Raw genomic sequence first — 20678 nt, 5'->3', positions numbered from 1 at the left:
ATAACAGTAAATTAGCTGGTTACAATTTAGCGTTAGCCTCAATACGATATAACACAATACACCTAAAACCCTGATGTAGAGGCGAGATTTATCGTGTCTTCAAAGACCAATTATCTACACACTCTTAACTAAACCTGCAACATCACAAATTAGACATTATTTGCTATTCAAATAGTGGGTTTTGAGCTAATGACTATCAAAAAAACTTTGGTAATTGAACAACCAAAGCTTGAGCAGATTATCCTTCCCACAACAAAGTCGGAAAGTTACTTCTGCTTGAATATTAAACATTGAACTTCGTGAAAATCAGCACAATTCAAAATGCAACAAGTACTAGCACTGATTGAACAAAAAAAACAAGAATTTGCTCAAGTGCCATTGTTTAAATTTATGCAAGATCAAAGTATAAATCCCAGACAAAGGTTAGCTTGGGCACCATGTGCTGCTCATTTTATTATGAATTTTGGAGAACTGAATAAATATTTTTTGCGGGTAGAACCAACAAACGATCCAATTCAGACATTAATTAACAAGCATACTTATGAAGATGACCATCATTGGCTGTGGTTTCTGGAAGATTTGAAGAACCTAGAATTTGACAAATCAGTGAATTTTAGTGAAGCATTAAAATTTCTTTGGAGTGAAGAAACTAAGAATGCTCGCTGTTTAAATTATCAACTCTATCGATATACTTCACAAGCTACTCCTATTCAGAAAATCATAGTTATTGAAGTTACGGAATCAACGGGTAACATCATGTTTTCAACGGCATCAGAGATTGGCAAAGAAATTAAAGCAATTACCCAAAAACCATGCCGATACTTCGCAGATTTCCATCTGAATGTTGAAACTGGTCACATGACAAGTCTATCTGGAATAGAGCAATTTTTACAAGATATTCAACTATCAGAAGAAAATCGGCAAGAAGCTTTTGAATTAGTTGAGAACTTATTTACAGCTTTCACGCAATTTACAAATGAGCTTTTGGCATATGCTAAAACACATCAAATTGAGCAAGAATTGAAAGCTGCATAAATTCTTGAGAAAGCTTTTTTGAAATTGACCTCCCTGCCTACTTAATTTTAGACTCAAAGAGGAACTTTAACTATGTCACAGAATGTACAAAATATTGTAATTGTTGGTGGTGGAACCGCAGGTTGGATGACAGCAGCTTATTTGAGCAAAGCACTAGATAAAAATATTAATATTACTCTAGTGGAATCATCTAACATCACCAAAATTGGAGTTGGAGAAGCAACTTTTAGTACCATCAAAGTATTCTTTGATTTTCTTGGGCTACAAGAACATGAATGGATGCCAAAGTGTAATGCTACATATAAAATGGCAATTAAATTTGTCAACTGGAATGCGAAGGGCCAACACTTCTACCATCCTTTCCAGAGATATGAGGTAATTGACGGCTTTGATATCTCTGAATGGTGGCTGAAAATGAAGAAAGACCAAGAAGCATTTGATTATGCCTGCTTTCTAACTCCCTGGCTGTGCGACCATCAACTATCTCCGAGATATTTAGATGGTAAAGTCTTCGATCGCAAAGTTCAAAATGAATTTTCTCAAGAGGATATCGTCAAGAAAAATATACTGGATAAGTTAAACATTCAGTACCCCTATGCCTATCATTTTGATGCGAATCTACTCGCAAGATTCATGAAAGATTATGCAATGGAAAGGGGAGTGAAGCAAATTGTTGATGATGTGGTGGATATTAAGTTAACTGAGGATGGGAGCATAGATAGTCTCATAACCAAAGAGTATGGCATTCTCAGTGGCGACCTTTTCATTGACTGTACTGGTTTCCGTGGTCTTTTGATTAACAAAGCGCTTGGTGAGCCATTCATTTCTTATTCAGATTCACTGTTGTGCGATCGCGCGATCGCAATGCAGATACCAACTGATATAAAAAAAGATGGCATCAAACCTTACACTACAGCGACTGCGCTTTCGTCTGGTTGGGTCTGGAATATACCTTTGTATGGCAGAGATGGTACAGGGTATGTTTATTCGAGTGCATTCATTTCTGCTGAGGACGCAGAACAAGAATTTCGCCAGCATTTGGGAGCCGCTGCTAATAATCGTCAGGTCTCTCATATCAAGATGCGGATTGGACGTAACAGAAACTCATGGGTGAAAAACTGTGTAGCAATTGGGCTTTCCAGTGGATTTGTGGAACCACTAGAATCTACTGGCATCTTCTTCATTCAACATGGAATTGAAGAGTTAGTTAGCCACTTTCCCAGCAAATCTTTCAATCAAGAGCTAATTCACAGCTATAACAAAGTTATTGCTGACTGCATAGATGGTGTGCGAGAATTTCTGACACTTCATTACTATGCTAGCGATCGCACCGACACAGACTTCTGGAAAGCAACCAAGAACAATATCAAAGTTCCAGAAGAACTACAGGAAAAATTAAGGTTATGGAAAAATAGACTGCCAAGCAATAAGACTATCAACCTGAAATACCACGGCTTCGAGTCTTACTCTTATTCGGTAATGTTGCTGGGGCTAAATTACATACCCGAAAGCAGTCTTCCGATCTTTGAACATGTCGGAAATCACAATGCTGAGGCTGCATTTGTGGAAATTAGGGAAAGAGCCAACTACCTAACTTCAACCTTGCCATCTCAATATGAATACTTAACTCATGTAATTAAGTCACAAGAACAGTCGGAGTATCTGAGCGTTAGCGATCGGGCATATCAGATTCCTACACTAGTTTCATAATTTAGGAGAACCCAAGATGACAGTGAAACAAGTATGCGTGATTGGGGCTGGAGTCAGCGGATTAGTCTCAGCAAAGACGTTTCTTGAGGAAGGTTACGAAGTTACATTGTTCGAGAAACGGCAGGGACTTGGTGGTGTGTGGGAAAGATCGAGAACTTACCCAGGACTGTCAATCCAAAATCCCAGAGACACCTATGCTTTCTCGGACTATCCTATGCCTGCGTCCTATCCAGAATGGCCTTCAGGAGAGCAAATATGCGCTTACCTTGAATCCTATGCCCGACACTTTGGTGTAGTAGAAAAAATTCAGTTCGGTGCGAAAGTAACTAAAGTGGAGCGCAAATCAGGAAATACTCCTGGATGGATGGTTAGTGTTAACTTTCAAGAAGATGGTAAAGAGATCAGAAAACAAAATTACGAGTTCGACTTTGTAATTGTGTGCAATGGCACTTATGATATTCCCTACATTCCTAACTTGCCGGGGATGGAAGAGTTCATTGCCGCCGGAGGTCAGGTAATACATACTAACAACTTTAATGACGGCTCTGTCATTGAGGGCAAGCGAGTGGTTGTTGTCGGTTTTGGCAAGTCAGCCACCGATCTGGCGAATCTTGCAGCTAGCAAGGCCAAAGAATGTACCCTTGTGTTCCGTCAAGCACTGTGGAAAGTTCCCAACTTCTTTCTCGGTCTGTTAAACATCAAGTATATTTTCCTGACTCGGTTTGCAGAAACTTGGATGCCCTATCATAAACTTCAAGGATGGGAAAAGTGGCTGCATAGTTTTGGGAAGCCACTGGTGTGGGCATTCTGGCGCCTAAATGAGACTATACTGCGCTTACAGTTTCCCCTTGATGCTTGTGGAATGGTGCCCAAACAACCTATGAACAAATTAATTGGTTGTAGTATCGGCTTAGTGCCTAAAGGCTTTTTTGAGCATGTACGCGCGGGTAAAATTCGTGCTGTGAAGACAAAGATCAACAAGTTTTTTCCTAGTGGTGTGGAATTGGATAACGGCGAACAAATACAGGCAGATGTTGTTGTCTTTGGCACAGGTTTTCTTCAGGATATCCCCTTTTTAGAAGAGAAGTACCGCAGACACGTATTTGATGAGGAAGGCACTATCCATCTTTACCGCCATCTTATTCACCCTCATGTTCCACAGATGGGTTTTGTTGGTTATAACTATACTTTCTGTGCCCAGTTATCAGCAGAGATTGGTGCTAGGTGGTTATCAGAGTATGTCAAAGAAAATATACTTTTACCATCCCCGCAACAGATGTTAGAGGATGTAACAGCAGAGTTGGAATGGAGGAAGAAAGATAGACCTTATGCTTTCGTCAGTGGAGCATGTGTAACTCCTTTTACATTCCATTACATTGATGAGTTACTTCAGGATATGGGTTTGAGTAGCCGCCGTCAACCAGGAAACTTGGTTGGGGAGTTCCTGATGCCAATAGATCCATCTGCTTACAAGCATCTGGGTAAGGAATTACAGGTAAAACAAAAACAACATTCATCTCTTAATGATTTTGCGATCGCGGCAAGTGTAGAGGTAAAAAGCGTTCCTTGATATCTCCATAATCCGGTTCGATGAAGTTCTAAACCGAACCGTATTATGAAGAGTACTGAGTGCTGAGTATTGTAAATTTTTCAGTATTAACAGCTTGTCTCACTGTTGCATTGGAATCTCAATCACAAACTCAGTTCCCTTTCCCGGAGTCGATTCACAGCTTAACTGACCTTTATGTTTGTCCACTACCACTTGATAACTAATTGACAACCCCAACCCCGTACCACTTCCTACTGCCTTAGTGGTAAAAAATGGATCAAATATTTTCTGCATCACCTGTGCAGTCATGCCATAACCGTTATCAGCAATCCGAATCTTCAACGTGTTTACTTCTCCTAGTTCAGTACGAATACGAATTTGAGGATTTTTGCTGGGAGAATCTTCTTTATTCTTGTAGTCCTCTAAAGCATCGATCGCATTACTTAAAATATTCATAAACACTTGGTTGAGTTGACCAGCATAGCAAATAACATCCGGCAGTTGCGCGTATTCTTTAAAGACTTGAATTTCCGGGCAATCGCTCTTTTCCTTGAGTCGGTGCTGCAAAATCATTAGGGTACTGTCGATGCCTTCATGAATATTTACAGGCTTCATTTCTGATTCATCTAGACGAGAGAAGTTACGTAAGCTCAGAATAATAGTTCGGATACGGGAACTTCCCACCTTCATCGAATCAAGAACTCTTGGGAGGTCTTCTCTCAGGAATTCTATATCCATTTCCCCAATTTTTTGCTCCACTATTGCTGAGGGATGGGGATATTGTTGCTGATAAATATTAATCAAATCTAGCAATTGTTGAACATAGTCACTGGCGTGACTGATATTACCATGAATAAAATTGATAGGGTTATTAATTTCATGGGCAATTCCCGCCACCATTTGCCCTAATGAAGACATTTTTTCACTTTGAATTAATTTACTTTGGGTACTTTGTAATTCTTCTAGAGCTTCTTGCAGATGCTGATTTTTTTCATTAAGTTCTGCTGTTCTTACTACCACCTTTTCCTCTAGTATATGACTGTAGTCCTCCAATTGTTCATTCGCTTCAGCCAAATTATTGTAAAGAATGGCATTTTCTAAAGAGATTGAAGCTTGGATAGTTAAGAGCTTGAGAACTTCTAAGCGATCGCGTGTAAATGCTCCTGTAGTTAAATTATTTTCTAGATAAATCAGCCCCAGCAATTTACCTTGATTAAGCATTGGAATACATAATATGCTTTTTGGCTCCTCACGCTTAATATAACTATCTACTGCAAAATAAGCTTTCTCTTTAATGTCATCAATTACTAATATTTCTTGGGTTCGTTTGACATAATTAATCAAAGAAATAGGAACAAGATCGCTAGACTCGAAAGGAATAGATAAAAACTCTGTGTGAGTATCTCTAAAAGTGGAAGCAGAACTAATTGCAGCAATAGTTAAATCTAAGTTATTAGCTTCACTCAATATCAGCACACATTTAGAAGCTCCTGCATTCTCCATCACAACTTCCATTAAAGTAGAAAGAAGTGCCTCCAATTTAATCTCCCCAGACACTGCTTGAGAAGCTTTAATCACAGTTCCCAAATCTAACATATCTGAAATACTAGTGTTGGAGCCTATGACAGTTTCATTAGTCACCAGAGTAGATTTATTACTAAGTGTAGATAGGTGTAAGCTCAGTTCAGGTAGATTATTTTCACTGTAAGAATAGCTAAATCCTTCTTTCTGAATCATGGGGAGAAGTAATTGAGGATAGCGCTTTTGTAAGTCATAAACTTTGGCTAATGCTCCCCAGCGAACATAGGAATAGTAGGCATCAGTGAGGTAGAGTTGGGCGATTTTTTGTTTACCCCATTTGAGATAAAATGTAGCGGCTAATTCACAAGCTAGAGCTTCTTCGTTAATGTACTCATTTTCTTTGCTAAGGGAAATAGCACATTCATAATTATCTATCGCTTCAAGATATTGACCAAGAACTCGATGCCGTTCTGCTTCTACTAAATAAAATTTATGCAGATGATTCATGGGAGCCTGTTCTGCCCAGTTTTGCATTTTTTTCTGATTTTCGGTTACTCTATGAAGGACTTCTTTTTGTTCACATTCATCGAAATCAGAATATGCTGCTAGATGCGTCAATGAATCATAAAAATAAAATTGAGCAGTTACAAACATGCCGACACCAGCAGATAAGTACTTTTCTGCCATGACTGTATTTTTAAGAGCTTGAGGGTAATCAGCCAGCAGATAAGATATGTGAAGTTTGCAGAAATATAAGAAAAAAAGCGCTACTCCATCTTTAGCTTTAAGATGAAGTGGTAACATTTTATCTTCATCATAGACTTCACCGATTAAACTGTGCGGATTTTGAACATCTCCTATAAGATTCAAGATTGTCTGACGGAATATTTCATTCCAATAAAATACTCTTTCTTGCTTTATTTGCTTAATAGTCTTGCTATATATTTCTATATCTTGCTCAAGTTTTATTAGTTCTTGTCCTGTAAAGTATGCATGTTGAGAGTAACCATAAAGAGCATAAGCTGCAAATTCCATATCTCCTACTTCAAGATTAGTAGTATAAGCCTCAAGTAAAGGTTTCAATGTTTCCTTTAAATGCTCTTTCCAATGTCTGACAAGATGATTAAATGTTTCCATAACCTTGCCAGTTACTTCTTTTGTTTGGAAATTAGGCAACAAACTATCAGCTAGTTTGCCAAATTTATATCCAGAATCAATGTCTCCTATTACCCCACACAACATTACTCCATACATGACATACGCAAAAGCAGACAAAGGAGAATTACCATATTTGATTGATAAATTGATCTGTTTCAGAATAATAAACAGTAATAATTCTGGTGCAACTGTATAAGCAAGACCAATTGTACTTGATAGAATACGCATGATTATCAGTGGTTGCGCTTCTGTAATTTCCGGCAGTTCAATTAAGTCTTGAATCGATCTATTAACCAATTTTGCAGATGTTGCCTCTATTGCTAACTGAATATCTGATTGGCTGGGATTTGTAGGAAACTCTACTCCCAAAATTTTCAAAAATGTTTTTGCAATATGGACAGCTTCCAGTTCTTTTCCTTGTGCACCATAAGACTGTATTTCAACTTCATAAGCTTTGACTCGATCTAGTGGAGTTTTCGCTTTCACCAACACAACCTGGGCACATTTTTCTGTATATTCAAAGTCACCACTGAGATATGCTGCTTCTGCTGCTGTATTATACAAAGCTAAGGTGATATTATATTTAGTTTCCCAACTATCATCTGCTAGTAGCTCAATTCCAGTAGTTAAATACTTAAGTGCCGATGAATAAGCTGTTGATACTAAAGCTTTACGTCCAGCAATTAGATTCATTTCAGCTAACTCATAACGTTTAGCTTGATGGCTGATAAATTCAGCTGCAATATTGAAATGATTGACAAGCTCAAAAATATTTTCTTCCCGTTCAGCAACTGGGGTATTCTTCAAGAGAAGTAGCCCGATTTTTAAGTGCATTTGCTTTATTTTGTCTTTGAAAATTAGAGAATAAGCTGCTTGCTGAACTCTGTCATGTACGAATTTATATCTGGCCAGTTGGGAATTTTTTGTTGAGAAATTTTCTGATTCTCTAGTCGAAAAGCTGAGAAGGTTTCTATCATTTTCTAGTGCAAAATTATAACCATCTTTCTGAGGAATAATCAATCCTTCAAGTAATGCTTGCCATAAATCAGATGCAGTATCTATTACAGATTTTTCATTAACAAGTGATAATGTTTTTAAGTCAAATTCATTACCAATACAAGCAGCTATTTTCAATACATTTTGTACATTTTGGGGCAATTTTTCTATTTGTATACCCATAAACTCTACTACATCATCTGTAAGAGATAAAGTTTGAATTTTGGTAATATCGTACTTCCAATGACCAGCATCAAAATTTAATTCAATTAATCCATCATCATATAATAACTTGAGAAATTGAGATGCAAAGAAGGGATTTCCTTTAGTTTTTAGAAATACCATTTGAGTCAGAGATATAGCAATTGTTTCTGAACAACGCAGCGTATCAGAAATTAGATGATTTAAATCAATCTGACTTAAAGGTAAGAGTTTAATTGTATTAATTATTCCTCCTGTATTGACAATTTCTTGTAGTGTTAAATGTAGCGGATGTAGATTTGAAACTTCATTATCTCTATAAGCACCAATTAGTAGTAAACTACTTTTCTTTTCAGATAGATTCTCTGTATCCTTAGCAAACCGAGAAGAAGTTCCATCCATTAATAATTGAATAAACTTCAAGGAAGCCGTATCTGCCCATTGCAAATCATCTAGAAAGATGACTAGAGGATGATCTTTAGTAGAGAATACTTGGATAAATCTCTGGAATAATAAATTGAAGCGATTTTGAGCAGCGCTACCAGTAAGTTCCGCAGATGCAGATTGTTTGCCAATAATTATTTCAAGTTCAGGAATTACATTAATGATTACCTGAGATTGCGTACTCAATGCCGATAAGATTTTGGTTTTCCACTGTTGAATTTGGGCATCTGTTTCGGATAGGATTTGCTCAATTAAATCCCGCAAAGCTTGCACCAATCCTGACAAGGGGATATCACGTTGGAATTGGTCAAATTTTCCTTTGATGAAGTAACTACGCTGTCTAGCAATAGGTTTTTGGACTTCGTTTACCACAGCCGTTTTACCAATCCCTGAGTAACCAGAGACTAAAATCATTTCCGTGCTTCCCTTTGTTACCCGGTCAAAAGTAGCGAGTAGAATTTCAATCTCTCTTTGACGACCATAAAGTTTTTCAGGGATGGCAAAATGATTTAAGATATCCCGACTACCTAATTCAAAGACTGTAATATTTTGTTTCTCTGTCCATTGGTTTTGGCATCTCTCCAAGTCATACCTAAGTCCATGAGCACTCTGATATCGGTCTTCGGCATTTTTTGCCATCAGCTTGCTGATAATATCAGATAAAATTGTGGGAATATTGGAGTTGATATAGCTAGCTTTTGGCGGTTCTTTGGCAATGTGAGAGTAGACTAACTCCATCGGGTCAGTTGTACTGAAGGGTAACTGTCCTGTTAGGAGTTCAAAGAAGGTAACACCCAAGGAATAAAAGTCAGTACGGTAGTCTATACCTCGATTCATGCGTCCTGTTTGTTCAGGGGAAATATAAGCTAGAGTACCTTCTAGGACGTTGGGATTTGTGAGAAATTGAATTTCTTTTGGTAATAGAGTAGCAATACTAAAGTCGATGATCCTAGTTTTACCTGTTATCGGATGAATCAAAATATTAGCAGGTTTAATATCTTTGTGAATGATGCGATGGTGATGTAGCTGTTCCAAAGTTGCACTAATTTCAATGGCAATATTTAAAAACTCGCTCAATGAAACAGAATTATTTCCTTTTTTATTCTCTTCTTGCTGCCAGAGATTAAGGGCTATACTTCCATAATCTTTCATTACTATAATATATCTATTGTCATGTTTTTCTAGGCTTATTGGTTTGACTATGCCTGGAATTTCAATATTTTTGGTAATAGCATATTGATTATGAAACTGATTAATTTCAGCAAAACTAGGCTCGGCACTACGCATCAATTTTAAAATAACTAATTGCTGATCTTTTTCTCTTATAGCTCGATAAACTAAGGTTTTCTTACCCGAATACAATTGCTTAATAATGCGATAGCCAAGTATAAGAAATAGTTTGTCTGATTCTATTAACATTGTATCTAGTTATGATAATTTTCTTTCTATTGTTTAGTATACCCAGGAGATAGTTACTGCTATCAGTGAACAGGGCGATTTTGTGATATAGTAAAAATTAAGTCTCTTAATCACCAACTAACAGCAGATTTTAGGTATAGCGGATATTTATTTTGCTGTATGTAGAGCTAGAGAATATACTTGCAATTATTCATGCTCTTAGCAAAATACATTTTACGAACTATACCGCGTATAACAAGGCAAGAATTTACGTAAGTTATAACAAAATTACCAAAGCGATGTCTGCGACAAGACGTTCGCGTAGCGTCTCCGACAGGAGAAGCGTCTACGCACTTATAACTTATAACTTTAACTATGCAATTTTTAAGACTTCACTACTACCCATTGCGTCACAGCCGCCATTGCTCGCCAACCTAAAAATTTACCAATAGGTTCTGCCCGCTGAATGGCAATACGAGTTAAATTGCCACCGACTCGCTCATGCCATTGAAATAAAGTTTGCTCACCCTCTACCGTGACAACATTTGCTACTAAACGTCCACCCGGCCGCAGTGCTTCCCAGCAAATATCAAAAAGTCCCGTTGCTGTCACCCCACCACCAATAAAAATTGCATCTGGTGCTGGCAAATCTTTCAGAGTATGGGGCGCTTTACTTTCAATGATTTGCAGATTTGGAGTACCGAGAGTGGTGGCGTTGTCAGCAATATATAGTACTCTAGAGGAATTTTGTTCAATCGCGATCGCTCGACACCGAGGATGACTCCGCATCCATTCAATTGAAATTGAGCCGCAACCCGCGCCCACATCCCACAATAATTCTCCCGGTGTGGGTGCTAAAGCTGCTAGGGTGATTGCCCTAACTTCACGCTTCGTTAACTGTCCATCGTGGTGGTAGGCGTTATCTGGTAATCCTGGTAATCTTGGTAATGGGATAACCCCAGCATCAGCAATACAATTAACTGCGATCGCATTCAACACTGCAACTTCAGTTTCATTCCAGGATGCAGCCATACCTTCCACAATTCTTTCATTAGTGCCGCCCATACGTTCCAATACAGTGATTTTACTGCTACTATAGCCGCGATTTGTTAAAATTTGAGCAACGAGCGCTGGTGTGTCTTTGCCCTCACTCAAAATCAACAGTCGCGCTCCCGGATAAATGTAAGACTGGAGTAGGGAGGATGGACGACCATTCAAACTCAAGGTTTCCACCTCAGTTAAAGACCATCCCACCCTGGCACAGGCGAGGCTGAAGGCTGAAGGTGCAGGGATAATTGTCATTTCAGAGATGGGAATTCGCCGCATCAAGGTGACACCAATGCCGTAACACATCGGATCGCCGCTTGCGAGTACGCAGATTGACTGACCCCGGCGTTGGATAATTTCCTCTACTGAAGCACTAATGGGAGATGTCCAGACGAGTTTCTCACGTTGGTCATCTGGAGGAAGCATCGATAAATGGCGATCGCCTCCGACAATTACTTTAGCTCCATCGATTAGAGAACGAGCGATCGCGCTTAACCCCTCTAATCCATCTTCCCCAATGCCAACAATAGAAAGCCATTTCTGTATCATGCTAATTCATGATTAATTACTTTATAACCTTGTTGGTAGCGAAGTTTTAACTGATAATTCCTAGATTGTTGTAGATTTCGATCAGATTGCCATCAGGATCGCGCAAATGAGCTGTGCGGATTCCCCAGCTTGGGCGATCTTGTGGTTGAGTCACAACTAGCGCATTTTGATCCTTTACTTGCTCATAGACCTCATCCACGTTATCGACTGCCAAAATCAGAACAACTTTATCTCGATTGACAATGTATGAAGGCTGTTCAATTCTGGGGACGACTTCGGCCATTAATTCTTGTTTGAGTAAACCTAGCTTGAGATATCCGGTATTAAACTCAGCATATCCGCTATCTTCATCGCCCCAATCGACATCAAATTTCAGCAGATCCCGATAGAACAGAAAAGAATCTTTGTAGTTGGAGACAAGCAGTCTCAGGTGTGTTAGCTGAAGCTTCATATCTGTTGGGTTAGTCTACTAACTGTGAATTCTAGGTTCTGGGTGCAAAGTCGCCAGCAACTCGCTTTCGACAATTGCTAATTCATCAAGCCGTTGCATGACAATTTCTTTGTCGAAATAAGTAGCAGCTAAAACCCAATATATACCGTAGTGACGCGCTTCGGATGCCATTAGCCCACGATAAAATTTTGCTAACTCTGGCTCTGGACAATGAGCAGCTAATAGTCCCAAGCGTTCGTGAGAGCGAGCTTCGATTAAACCAGTAACTAGCAAGGAATCCAGAAATCGCTCAGGTTCTTTGGGGCGTACTTGAGATTTTAAACCCGCGCCGTATGGAGGCGGCGGTAGGGGAGCCAGGGGAATATTCCGGCGTTCTAACCATTGGTTAACTAACTCAAAGTGTTCTAGTTCTTCGCGGGCGATCGCAGTTAGCTCCCGTACCATTTTAGTATTGGAAGGGTAGCGAAACATCATGTTCAAGGCCACGCCTGCTGCTTTGCGTTCACAGTGGGAGTGGTCGAGTAAGATGATATCTAAATTAGCGATCGCTTGTTCAACCCAAGCAGAACTAGTGGGCTGTTTCAAGGCATTGATAGTCGATAACTGAGTAAGCACAGAGTCACAAAACTCCAGAATTTAAATTTGGCTGAGTATCGTAGCAAACTGATTTTAACGGAATATTGTTTGGACAAAATTCAATAATTCTTTAGGGGTGAAGGGTTTTGCTAAAAATCCTTGGATAGCAATACCCATACTTTGGACTAATGCCTCAGAGCTAGCTAATCCACTCATCGCAATAATTTGCACTTCTGGGTTGATGGTTTGCAAGGTGCTGATGACTGTTTCTCCACCCATTGACGGCATCATTATATCTATCAGCACTAGCCTAATTTTATCTTGATGCTCGGTGTACAGGGCAATGGCCTCAATCCCATTTTGGGCAGTCAATACCTTGTAGTTATGGATTTCCAGTGTGGCTTTACCGATCTGAGTGATGGCTAATTCATCATCAACAACTAAAATCAATTCTCCCTGACCTCTTGGCAGTTCTATCTCATCTATTATTTGAGAAATCCTGCCTTCCTTGCTTGGCAGATATATTTGGAATTTAGTCCCAATTCCTACCTGACTGGCTACTTCCACAAAACCGCCGTGGCTTTTGACGATGCCCATCAAGATAGATAAACCCAGTCCCGTACCCTTACCCACTTCTTTGGTGGTGAAAAAGGGATCAAAAATCCGATCGATAATTTCTGAGTCAATGCCAACTCCAGTATCAGTAACTGTAATCTTCACGTAGGAATTAACTGTTGCCCCTATGTGCATCCTGGCATAGTTTTCATCGATGAATAGCTTGGTGGCAGAAATACAGAGTTTACCACCATTGGGCATGGCATCACGAGCATTGACTACTAGGTTCATTAACACCTGATGCAGTTCAGTACTGTCTCCGACAACCATCCCGATATCTGGCGCTATCTCTGTGTTGATGTCGATGAATTTGGGGAATGTCTGTTGGACTATCTGTTTGATGTCTTCAAGCAATTGCGATACTAATACGATTGTGAATTTTTTTTCAGAACCACGAGTAAATGACAAAATTTGCCTCACCAAATCACCGCCGCGCTTGGCATTGGTTTCTAGCATCTTCAGCATTTGCAGCGAACTGTCATCAAGATGGGGATATTTTAGGGGCAGCAGATGAGCAATTCCCATGATTGGAGTGAGAATATTGTTGAGGTCATGAGCAATACCGCTGGCGAGAGTGCCTAAGCTTTCTAAACGTTGACTATGCAATAGGTGAGTTTCGAGTTGTTTTTTCTCGGTAATATCGGTGTCAATAATCAGGATTGATTTAGGTAAGCCTACAGCATCGAACATCAATGTCCAGCGGCTAGCAATGATTATTTCTTTACCATTTTTTTTAAATTTATGTAACTCTCCCTGCCATGTTCCACACTCAATCACAGTTTTCTGAGCTGTTGAGAGTGGAGAAGAGGTTTCTTTAGATAAAAGTTCCCAGACGTTTTTTCCTTGAGCTTCCTGAACTTGCCAGCCGTACATCTTCTCTGCGCCTTGGTTCCAGAATAAGATTTGGTTGTGCAAATCTTCTACAATAATTGCGTCTGTTGTGATGTCTAATAGGGCAGCTTGTTCGCGAATTTTATGTTCTTGCTGGTGGCGATCGCTAATGTCTCTGAATAGCCAGCGCAAGTTTCCTATTTTACTCTGACTATTACTATTTTCCACAGCGATCGCAGTTAGTTCTGCCGGAAAGTCTGTAATTCCTTCTTCATGAAAAAACCGTAACTCTTCTCTGCTGATTTGCCCCTGCTGTTGCAATTCCAGCATGATTTGACGAAATTTCTGCCGTTCTGTTTGATACACAAACACAGCCATTGGTTTACCAATTAGGTAAGACTGACGCACATTCAATAACTTAGCCGCAGCATAGTTAGCTTCCTGAATAATTCCAGTAGCATCTGTAAGCAAATAACCATCTGGGGCAAAGTTAAATAAATCGTAATAACGTTGACGTTCTGCTTCTACCAAATGGCGTGTAACGATAAGTTCCTCATTTTGTTGCTGTAACTCTTCCAGAGAAATAGATATTTCGGTAATCGCTTGTTGCAAAAGCTCGGCCGGATCATCCTGCTCTATAGATTTCTCTGCCGCTATAGTTGCAAGCTGCAAAAGGTTTTCTAGTCGTTGATGCGCCTCGACAATCGCTTGTTGAAAATTTTCCTTAGTCATTTGTAGTCTTCTCATATAATTGCTTTTATCAAGAAACGCAGAAGGAAAACTGACCTCTGCTTCAGTAAAGCGACTATAGGGAACAATAGTTTAATATAATACATATAAAATAAGTATTTTTATCATATAGCATCAGTTATCCTGGTGAATCTTGCTACAGCCGGAGTTTAAATTCCTATTTTTAATTTTTAATTTTTATTTCTGCTGCCGCCGTTCCTCCATTTCTTGAGTAGAAATCATACTATTGACTCTCTCTACATCTACCATCATCAAAACTGCTCCTTGCATTTCAATGCCAAGTAGCGGAGTAATTGCCAGATAACATTTTATTTGCCTACCCCGACGATTGGTAGCATCGAGGAGCATTTCTTGAAACTGCTTTTTCCCAGATAGGGATTCGCGAAGAGGCGATCGCAACTGCTCGACGGGTAGCCCAATATCTAGGCTGAAGAGAGACTTTCCGAGAACTTCATCAGTCCGCAAGCCCCATAAATCTTCGACCATGTAATTCCAAATAGAGATATTAAAGCTACTGTCAATTACCACTATTCCAGTTTGCAAACTCTTGAGAATAGAGACAATGAAAATATTTGTGCGATTAAGTTCTGTGGTGCGCTCGCTTAGTTCGTTATTAATTGTCTGCAATTCTTCATTAGTAGATTGAAGTTCTTCATTCATTGTCTCCAATTCTTCATTAGTAGATTGGAGTTCTTCGTTGGTAGTTTCTAATTCTTCATTAGTAGATTGGAGTTCTTCGTTGGTAGTTTCTAATTCTTCATTAGTAGATTGGAGTTCTTCGTTGGTAGTTTCTAATTCTTGTTGTGAACGTTGCAGGGCATCTTGAAGTTGAATATAACGGGTGACATCATGAAAGGAGATACTGACACCTAAAAAACTGGTGTCTGTTTCTTGTAAAGGCGTAATTTGCACATCCAGATATTGGGTTTCTGTATTAGACAAATAGCGCTCTACGTTGGTTAGGCTTACAGGACGGCGTTCAGTATAAGCCCGTTCAATTAGCGATCGCAATTCAACTGGTCGATAAGAAAGTTCTAGATCCTGGAAAGGACGAGCTAAATCTTTGGGGGAAAGGGCGAACAAAGTCCGCGCCTGCTCGTTCACCATGATCAGAGTGCCATTGATATCAACGATTATTTGGGCGATTGGCGCTGTGTCAAAACCCATCTCTCGCAGCCGGAGGTTTCGAGACAAACGGCTGCTAGATTCGTCATCTATTGAATTTGCCATAACTAAGAGGCGATCGCGTAAATTCACCGTCGATACTTTCGTAAATATTCGGTTTTTCAAGTCAAGTGGCGTAAACAGATTAGAATGCATCAATAGCATCTCTGCTTTTCCCAAAAACAGATAGCCATTATCATTGAGTGCAAAATGAAACCGGGCCAGAATCCGCCCTTGCGTCTCAGAATTAAAATACATTAATGTATTGCGGCTGACTAATAAATCTAAGCGTGAAATGGGCGCATCCTGAAGCAAATCGTGGCGACCAAAAATCACTGAGCGGCGCAAATCCTGGCGGAAGACATAGCGGTTTCCGACAATCTCAAAGTATTTCTGCCGCAGTTCATCTGGCACTGCTTGGACATCTTTCGCTGAATACACGGCTTGTCGAGCCTGGTTGAGAGTATCTTCATCTACATCTGTGGCGTAAATTTTCACTCGTTGGCGAAATTCCTCTGCTCCCAAAATTTGGGTCATCAACATTGCCAGCGTATAAGCTTCTTCCCCAGAAGCACAGCCAGCGCTCCAGATGCGGATTTGGTCAGAACTTTTTTTATTTTTAATTAGATTAGGCAGTATTTGATCTGCTATATATTCCCAAGCTGATGAATCTCGAAAAAAAGCGGTAACGTTAATTAGAATAGTGTTGAAAAGATAATTGAATTCATCTGGATAAACTTCTAGATAGTCTTGATACTCTTCAAAGTTTTCTATATTCAACGACTGCATTCGCTTGCATACCCGACGTATTAAAGTCGAGCGCTTATAGCCTGTAAAATCAAATCCTCGGCTTTGTCTGAGATAAATTAGTAGATTTTCAAATTTGGGATCTCTTTCTGCGGAAGTCATAAGGTAAAAAGGGGCAGGAGGAAAAGGAGCAGAGGAGTAGAGGGGTGGAGTTCCGCTCTACGTCCGCAAGTATCAAAGACTTCATTCACGAATATCAAATACTCATGAAACTATGGTGACACCAAGTTGCATTCTAAAACAACGTGAGTTCGACGGTTATAAAAAGGCAAAAAGCTTGCTAGATATAAAGCATAAGAAAGCGATATCAATTTATACCAATTCTCTGTGAGTGAACTTACAGGTTATTTTGACCCTTCCCAACTTCCCCAAAGTATTGGGGAAGTACCGTAGGCGGTGAGGTTCTTTCTATACGTCTTCATAAAAAATTGGTATAAGTAGAGGAGAAAATTTATCAGTATGTAACAAACAGTTAAGCAGAATAATTAGAGTTAAATCTAACACGTTGCTTACTGTAGCTTACCTTTTCTCCTCTTGTTTGAACTTATATTTTTAAGGGAGCGATCGCTTACATCGATTGTTCAAACCTTTTAGCTAAGATCCATACTATACTCAAACATCAGCATTTACCTTTGGTAATTTTAAGTTCTAAAAGCAAGCAAACTTTAGACCTGAAAGATTTAGCACCTTAGTTTACCGTTTTTTTACAAAAGCCCGTGCGGCAGTATCAATTACATAATTGAACTTACTACAAAAAAGAGAGTTAGGGCAGCATAAAGCTATCCTAACTCCCCACCCCCTACAATAATTATCATTACTAATTATGAGGATTTTATTTTTTGGAAGTACCTGATCAATCAATACAGTTCAGAATGAGCAACAAAACCCTGATGTAGAGACGCGATTTATCGCGTCTTAAAAAACCAATTTTCTACACCAATAACCCTTAACTAAAGCGTATTGGCTTATCAATGAGGTGGCATAGAGGGCATTTTATTACTGGTAAGTGCTTTACAAGCGTGCCATTGACTTAGTACTTATTGTACATAGCTTAGAGCTTTACAAGGGTGCCATTCGACTCAACCCTCTTGAACTCGGTGTTCAAACTCCTCACGGGTTTCTTCAACTATAACTAGAGAAGATGCATAGATATCTTTATGTTCCTGTTTTAACCAGTTTAAAAGACGAGCCATCTGGGCATTTCTTAAATCTAGGTCTGTCTGAAAAATAATTGAAGTTGCCATCACTTGAGCATATTGAACTGGATGACCTTGATTTACTAAACTACCAATTAAACCTGCTAAGGCTTCCTGCCGTACTGGATCAGAACTAGCTTCTATAGACATGATTTTCGTTACCAAATAGTTGTTGAAAATATCCTATATTATTTACCAAAGGTTTTAGTAACTGTAATATCACGTAATTTAAAAAAGATAGATAAAAATAGCGGTGTATTTACTTAATTCAATACATTAAAGCAACAGTCAAACATCAAATAAATATATTTTTTAAAGTATTTAAAAGTCTAACAAAAATCCGAAAGCTTACATCAAATATTACAAACTAAATATACTTTAAAGTTAAAACTTACATTTAAATTTAAGTCATGTATAAAATCAACATAACTTTAACATTAAAGCTATCAACTGCTTTTGCTAGCTGTCTTATTTAGATTTTTTACACAAGTAAACTCTTTACATTCTTGAAAACGTATGTTTTATTTGATTCAGTAGAGAGCAAAGGCAAATGCCTAGCTAATACTAACAATCAACAATGAGTTAAGGTCTAAAATCATGGCAGTCGAAAAAACCAATTCTTCTTCAAGCTTGGCAGAAGTTATTGATCGGATCTTGGATAAAGGTATCGTTATAGATGCTTGGGTACGTGTTTCCCTAGTTGGTATTGAATTACTTGCAATCGAAGCTCGGATCGTCATTGCTTCTGTTGAAACCTACTTGAAATATGCAGAAGCTGTAGGCTTAACACAGTCAGCTGCTGTACCTGCTTAATTATTAAGTAGATGCAATCAAATTAGAATTACAAACTAATACCGTTTCTTCGTGAAGTCAGCTGCGCCAAGATATTTCGCTCTCCCGTTTTCCTGTGTTGTTCTTTGCGTTTTTTGCAGTTCCTTTTTAGAGACTTGCATCCCAGTATATCTTCATAGAGACTTGGTAGAAGTAATTCTGATTGTTCTTCTGTTTTTCGTCGATTATCTTGATACTTCTCAATCAAGATTTATCAAAGAATAAAATGTCAAGAGCAGATATTGTATGAGCTACATTATCTGGATATTAATTGTCCATTTAATGTAGTTTATTTACAATTTTCATAATATTGCGGAGAATCTCATGACGGCTTTAATGGAAAAAATCCGGCAAGAGCATAAGTCGATAGCTGAGGAAGTATCCCAACTATTTAGAGAGACTCATGAATTCTTGTCCGCTACAACAGCAAACAGAGAAGAGCAAGCCAAAAAGCAAGCCCAATATCTGCATCAGTTCCACCAAAACCTACAGCAAACAAACCGCGAGTTTCTCACAGAAACTACTAAAGAAAGGCTTGCTGAAGCTCAAGCTCTCCACCAAGAACTTGAGCAAACAAACCGCGAGTTTCTCACAGAAGCTACTAAAGAAAGGTTTGCTCAAGCTCAAGCTCAAGCAAAGTTTTTGCAGGAGTTCTACCAAGAACTTGAGCAAACAACCCACGAATTTCTAGCAGAAACAGCAAAGAACAGAACTGAGCAAGCCAAAGCACAAAAGCAATATCTGCATCAATTTCGTCAGGATTTGTTTGTAAGCATTTTTGGCACGCATATTTAGTTGTTAGTCAACGCTCTGACCAAGGGAGTTAATACCCTTTCTCTAAATTACAGTTTATTCTCCTTTCCTCCTTGCTCTAGATTTGTAGATTTATTTTAGAGAATTGGTAATCTGTTGGCGAACTAGATTAAATAGTAAAACCCCCTAATCTTGCAGTTAAATAACTGGTCAGAAAAGGGGGCAAATTTAACAATGAGTTTTAGTGTAAAAGTTTAGATATTCTATCTATTAATTTAGTGTTACTGAGTTATCAAGTCTTAAAGTTTTTCTTGAACTTGGTTTTTAGAATTAACAAGCGTTAACTTTTGGCTTGTTACTCTATATAAGTAGAATAGCATATCAAGTTACCAATTGCAACATTCTAAGTTTTTTGTCTCGAAAAGCTATTTTCCCTTATTGTAATCTATGGCGATCGCTACAAATAACAGCAAAAAAGCTGTTTCTTGTTTAATTGCGAATAACTAATGAATCCTAGCCTAACCTCCTAGCTCTCTATTTTCGTTGTGAATCTCATTCGTTAGCTCAAAGGTTGTCCATTTACTGAAATTTTAGTTGCAAGTCAAAATGAAAAGTCAAATTTGCTGGTATTTGCCACATCCATTTAATCAGAAAATCCTTCACCTGCGTTTGTCTCCTCAAGACCCTTGGCAACCATATACAAGTTTTCCCGAATATTGCTTACCAGATTATGAAATTAAAGCTGGCTCAAAGGGGTATCACACTATGCAAGTCCTTTTAGCTCAAGGTTGGGAGTTAGTACCATCAAACTTTGGTACTTCCTTGTCTGATTACTGGCCGCTTGAAGCCTAGTGATTAACAGCAAGGTATTAAAGACTTTTTAATTTTTCATGTTTTAACATTACCTAACCATTGCATTCTTACATCAATGTTTGTCTTTGAGGTAAAAAATGTCTAAAACACAATCTGAAAACTTGTTTTTAGATTCATACTTAAAGCAAGATATACCACTTCTTGACACTCTCCGACCTGAAGGTGCGGAGATTCTTAAGACTTTACAGCCTTAATATCCTGATTGCTCAGGTTCCCAAACTCA

At 38.8% G+C, this 20678-nt stretch carries 13 protein-coding genes; 6 read left to right on the top strand and 7 right to left on the bottom strand.

Annotation, left to right across the window (positions count from 1 at the left end; genetic code table 11):
- The first annotated feature begins 321 nt into the window (after positions 1-321).
- The 3 genes from HWQ42_RS11875 (at position 322) to HWQ42_RS11865 (ending at position 4315) form a co-directional block, all read left to right on the top strand.
- Entirely contained in the window at positions 322-1035 is a 714-nt protein-coding gene (locus HWQ42_RS11875; RefSeq protein WP_292812178.1) for a hypothetical protein, read from the top strand.
- Between the two features lie 72 nt (positions 1036-1107).
- Positions 1108-2745 (top strand): tryptophan halogenase family protein, encoded by a 1638-nt coding sequence (locus HWQ42_RS11870; protein ID WP_292812176.1) that lies wholly within the window; start codon positions 1108-1110, stop codon positions 2743-2745.
- Between the two features lie 16 nt (positions 2746-2761).
- On the top strand, positions 2762-4315 hold the full coding sequence (locus tag HWQ42_RS11865) for an NAD(P)/FAD-dependent oxidoreductase (RefSeq protein ID WP_292812174.1): 1554 nt from the start codon (positions 2762-2764) through the stop codon (positions 4313-4315).
- 99 nt (positions 4316-4414) lie between these two features.
- On the opposite strand, the gene HWQ42_RS11860 is transcribed toward HWQ42_RS11865, so the two are convergent.
- The 7 genes from HWQ42_RS11860 to HWQ42_RS11830 form a co-directional block, all read right to left on the bottom strand.
- A complete protein-coding gene (locus HWQ42_RS11860; protein ID WP_292812172.1) occupies positions 4415-10033 on the bottom strand; it encodes an ATP-binding sensor histidine kinase in 5619 nt (1872 codons plus the stop codon).
- 363 nt (positions 10034-10396) lie between these two features.
- Positions 10397-11608 (bottom strand): precorrin-6y C5,15-methyltransferase (decarboxylating) subunit CbiE, encoded by a 1212-nt coding sequence (cbiE, locus tag HWQ42_RS11855; protein WP_292812170.1) that lies wholly within the window; start codon positions 11606-11608, stop codon positions 10397-10399.
- A gap of 46 nt (positions 11609-11654) precedes the next feature.
- Entirely contained in the window at positions 11655-12059 is a 405-nt protein-coding gene (locus HWQ42_RS11850; RefSeq protein WP_094353017.1) for a VOC family protein, read from the bottom strand.
- An 18-nt stretch (positions 12060-12077) separates the two neighbouring features.
- The gene (locus HWQ42_RS11845) at positions 12078-12674 is read right to left on the bottom strand and encodes a tRNA isopentenyl-2-thiomethyl-A-37 hydroxylase MiaE (protein ID WP_292739135.1); all 597 of its coding nucleotides are present in this window, start codon (positions 12672-12674) and stop codon (positions 12078-12080) included.
- A 54-nt stretch (positions 12675-12728) separates the two neighbouring features.
- Entirely contained in the window at positions 12729-14813 is a 2085-nt protein-coding gene (locus HWQ42_RS11840; protein WP_292812168.1) for a PAS domain-containing sensor histidine kinase, read from the bottom strand.
- Between the two features lie 195 nt (positions 14814-15008).
- Positions 15009-16904, bottom strand: coding sequence for a CheR family methyltransferase (locus HWQ42_RS11835; RefSeq protein WP_292812166.1), 1896 nt, complete (start codon positions 16902-16904; stop codon positions 15009-15011).
- Positions 16905-17881: 977 nt separating this feature from the next.
- Positions 17882-18148 carry a hypothetical protein gene (locus HWQ42_RS11830; RefSeq protein WP_292739129.1) on the bottom strand — a complete coding sequence of 89 codons (267 nt, stop codon included), beginning with the start codon at positions 18146-18148 and terminating at the stop codon, positions 17882-17884.
- A 447-nt stretch (positions 18149-18595) separates the two neighbouring features.
- Here HWQ42_RS11830 and gvpA point away from each other — a divergent pair, with 447 nt between their 5' ends.
- The 3 genes from gvpA (at position 18596) to HWQ42_RS11815 (ending at position 20434) form a co-directional block, all read left to right on the top strand.
- Positions 18596-18811: a gas vesicle structural protein GvpA gene (gvpA, locus tag HWQ42_RS11825; RefSeq protein ID WP_015080752.1), complete on the top strand. Its 216-nt coding sequence runs from the start codon at positions 18596-18598 to the stop codon at positions 18809-18811.
- Positions 18812-19153: 342 nt separating this feature from the next.
- Complete coding sequence (gene gvpC, locus HWQ42_RS11820; protein ID WP_292812164.1) at positions 19154-19624, top strand: gas vesicle protein GvpC; 471 nt, start codon at positions 19154-19156, stop codon at positions 19622-19624.
- Between the two features lie 564 nt (positions 19625-20188).
- On the top strand, positions 20189-20434 hold the full coding sequence (locus tag HWQ42_RS11815) for a hypothetical protein (RefSeq protein ID WP_292812162.1): 246 nt from the start codon (positions 20189-20191) through the stop codon (positions 20432-20434).
- Positions 20435-20678 lie beyond the last annotated feature (244 nt).

The organism is Nostoc sp. JL23, assembly GCF_017115065.1.
GTDB classification, from domain to species: domain Bacteria; phylum Cyanobacteriota; class Cyanobacteriia; order Cyanobacteriales; family Nostocaceae; genus Nostoc; species Nostoc punctiforme_A.
The sequence above is the reverse complement of the archived record's forward strand: the minus strand, read 5'-3'. Positions and strand labels throughout refer to the sequence as shown.

What these genes read in the sequence shown, in the direction of transcription:
- cbiE (WP_292812170.1), bottom strand. Translation starts at nt 11,608, where the DNA reads ATGATACAGAAATGGCTTTCTATTGTTGGCATTGGGGAAGATGGATTA.
- HWQ42_RS11830 (WP_292739129.1), bottom strand. Translation starts at nt 18,148, where the DNA reads ATGTCTATAGAAGCTAGTTCTGATCCAGTACGGCAGGAAGCCTTAGCA.
- gvpC (WP_292812164.1), top strand. Translation starts at nt 19,154, where the DNA reads ATGACGGCTTTAATGGAAAAAATCCGGCAAGAGCATAAGTCGATAGCT.
- HWQ42_RS11870 (WP_292812176.1), top strand. Translation starts at nt 1,108, where the DNA reads ATGTCACAGAATGTACAAAATATTGTAATTGTTGGTGGTGGAACCGCA.
- HWQ42_RS11875 (WP_292812178.1), top strand. Translation starts at nt 322, where the DNA reads ATGCAACAAGTACTAGCACTGATTGAACAAAAAAAACAAGAATTTGCT.
- HWQ42_RS11860 (WP_292812172.1), bottom strand. Translation starts at nt 10,033, where the DNA reads ATGTTAATAGAATCAGACAAACTATTTCTTATACTTGGCTATCGCATT.
- HWQ42_RS11865 (WP_292812174.1), top strand. Translation starts at nt 2,762, where the DNA reads ATGACAGTGAAACAAGTATGCGTGATTGGGGCTGGAGTCAGCGGATTA.
- gvpA (WP_015080752.1), top strand. Translation starts at nt 18,596, where the DNA reads ATGGCAGTCGAAAAAACCAATTCTTCTTCAAGCTTGGCAGAAGTTATT.
- HWQ42_RS11840 (WP_292812168.1), bottom strand. Translation starts at nt 14,813, where the DNA reads ATGACTAAGGAAAATTTTCAACAAGCGATTGTCGAGGCGCATCAACGA.
- HWQ42_RS11815 (WP_292812162.1), top strand. Translation starts at nt 20,189, where the DNA reads ATGAAAAGTCAAATTTGCTGGTATTTGCCACATCCATTTAATCAGAAA.
- HWQ42_RS11850 (WP_094353017.1), bottom strand. Translation starts at nt 12,059, where the DNA reads ATGAAGCTTCAGCTAACACACCTGAGACTGCTTGTCTCCAACTACAAA.
- HWQ42_RS11835 (WP_292812166.1), bottom strand. Translation starts at nt 16,904, where the DNA reads ATGACTTCCGCAGAAAGAGATCCCAAATTTGAAAATCTACTAATTTAT.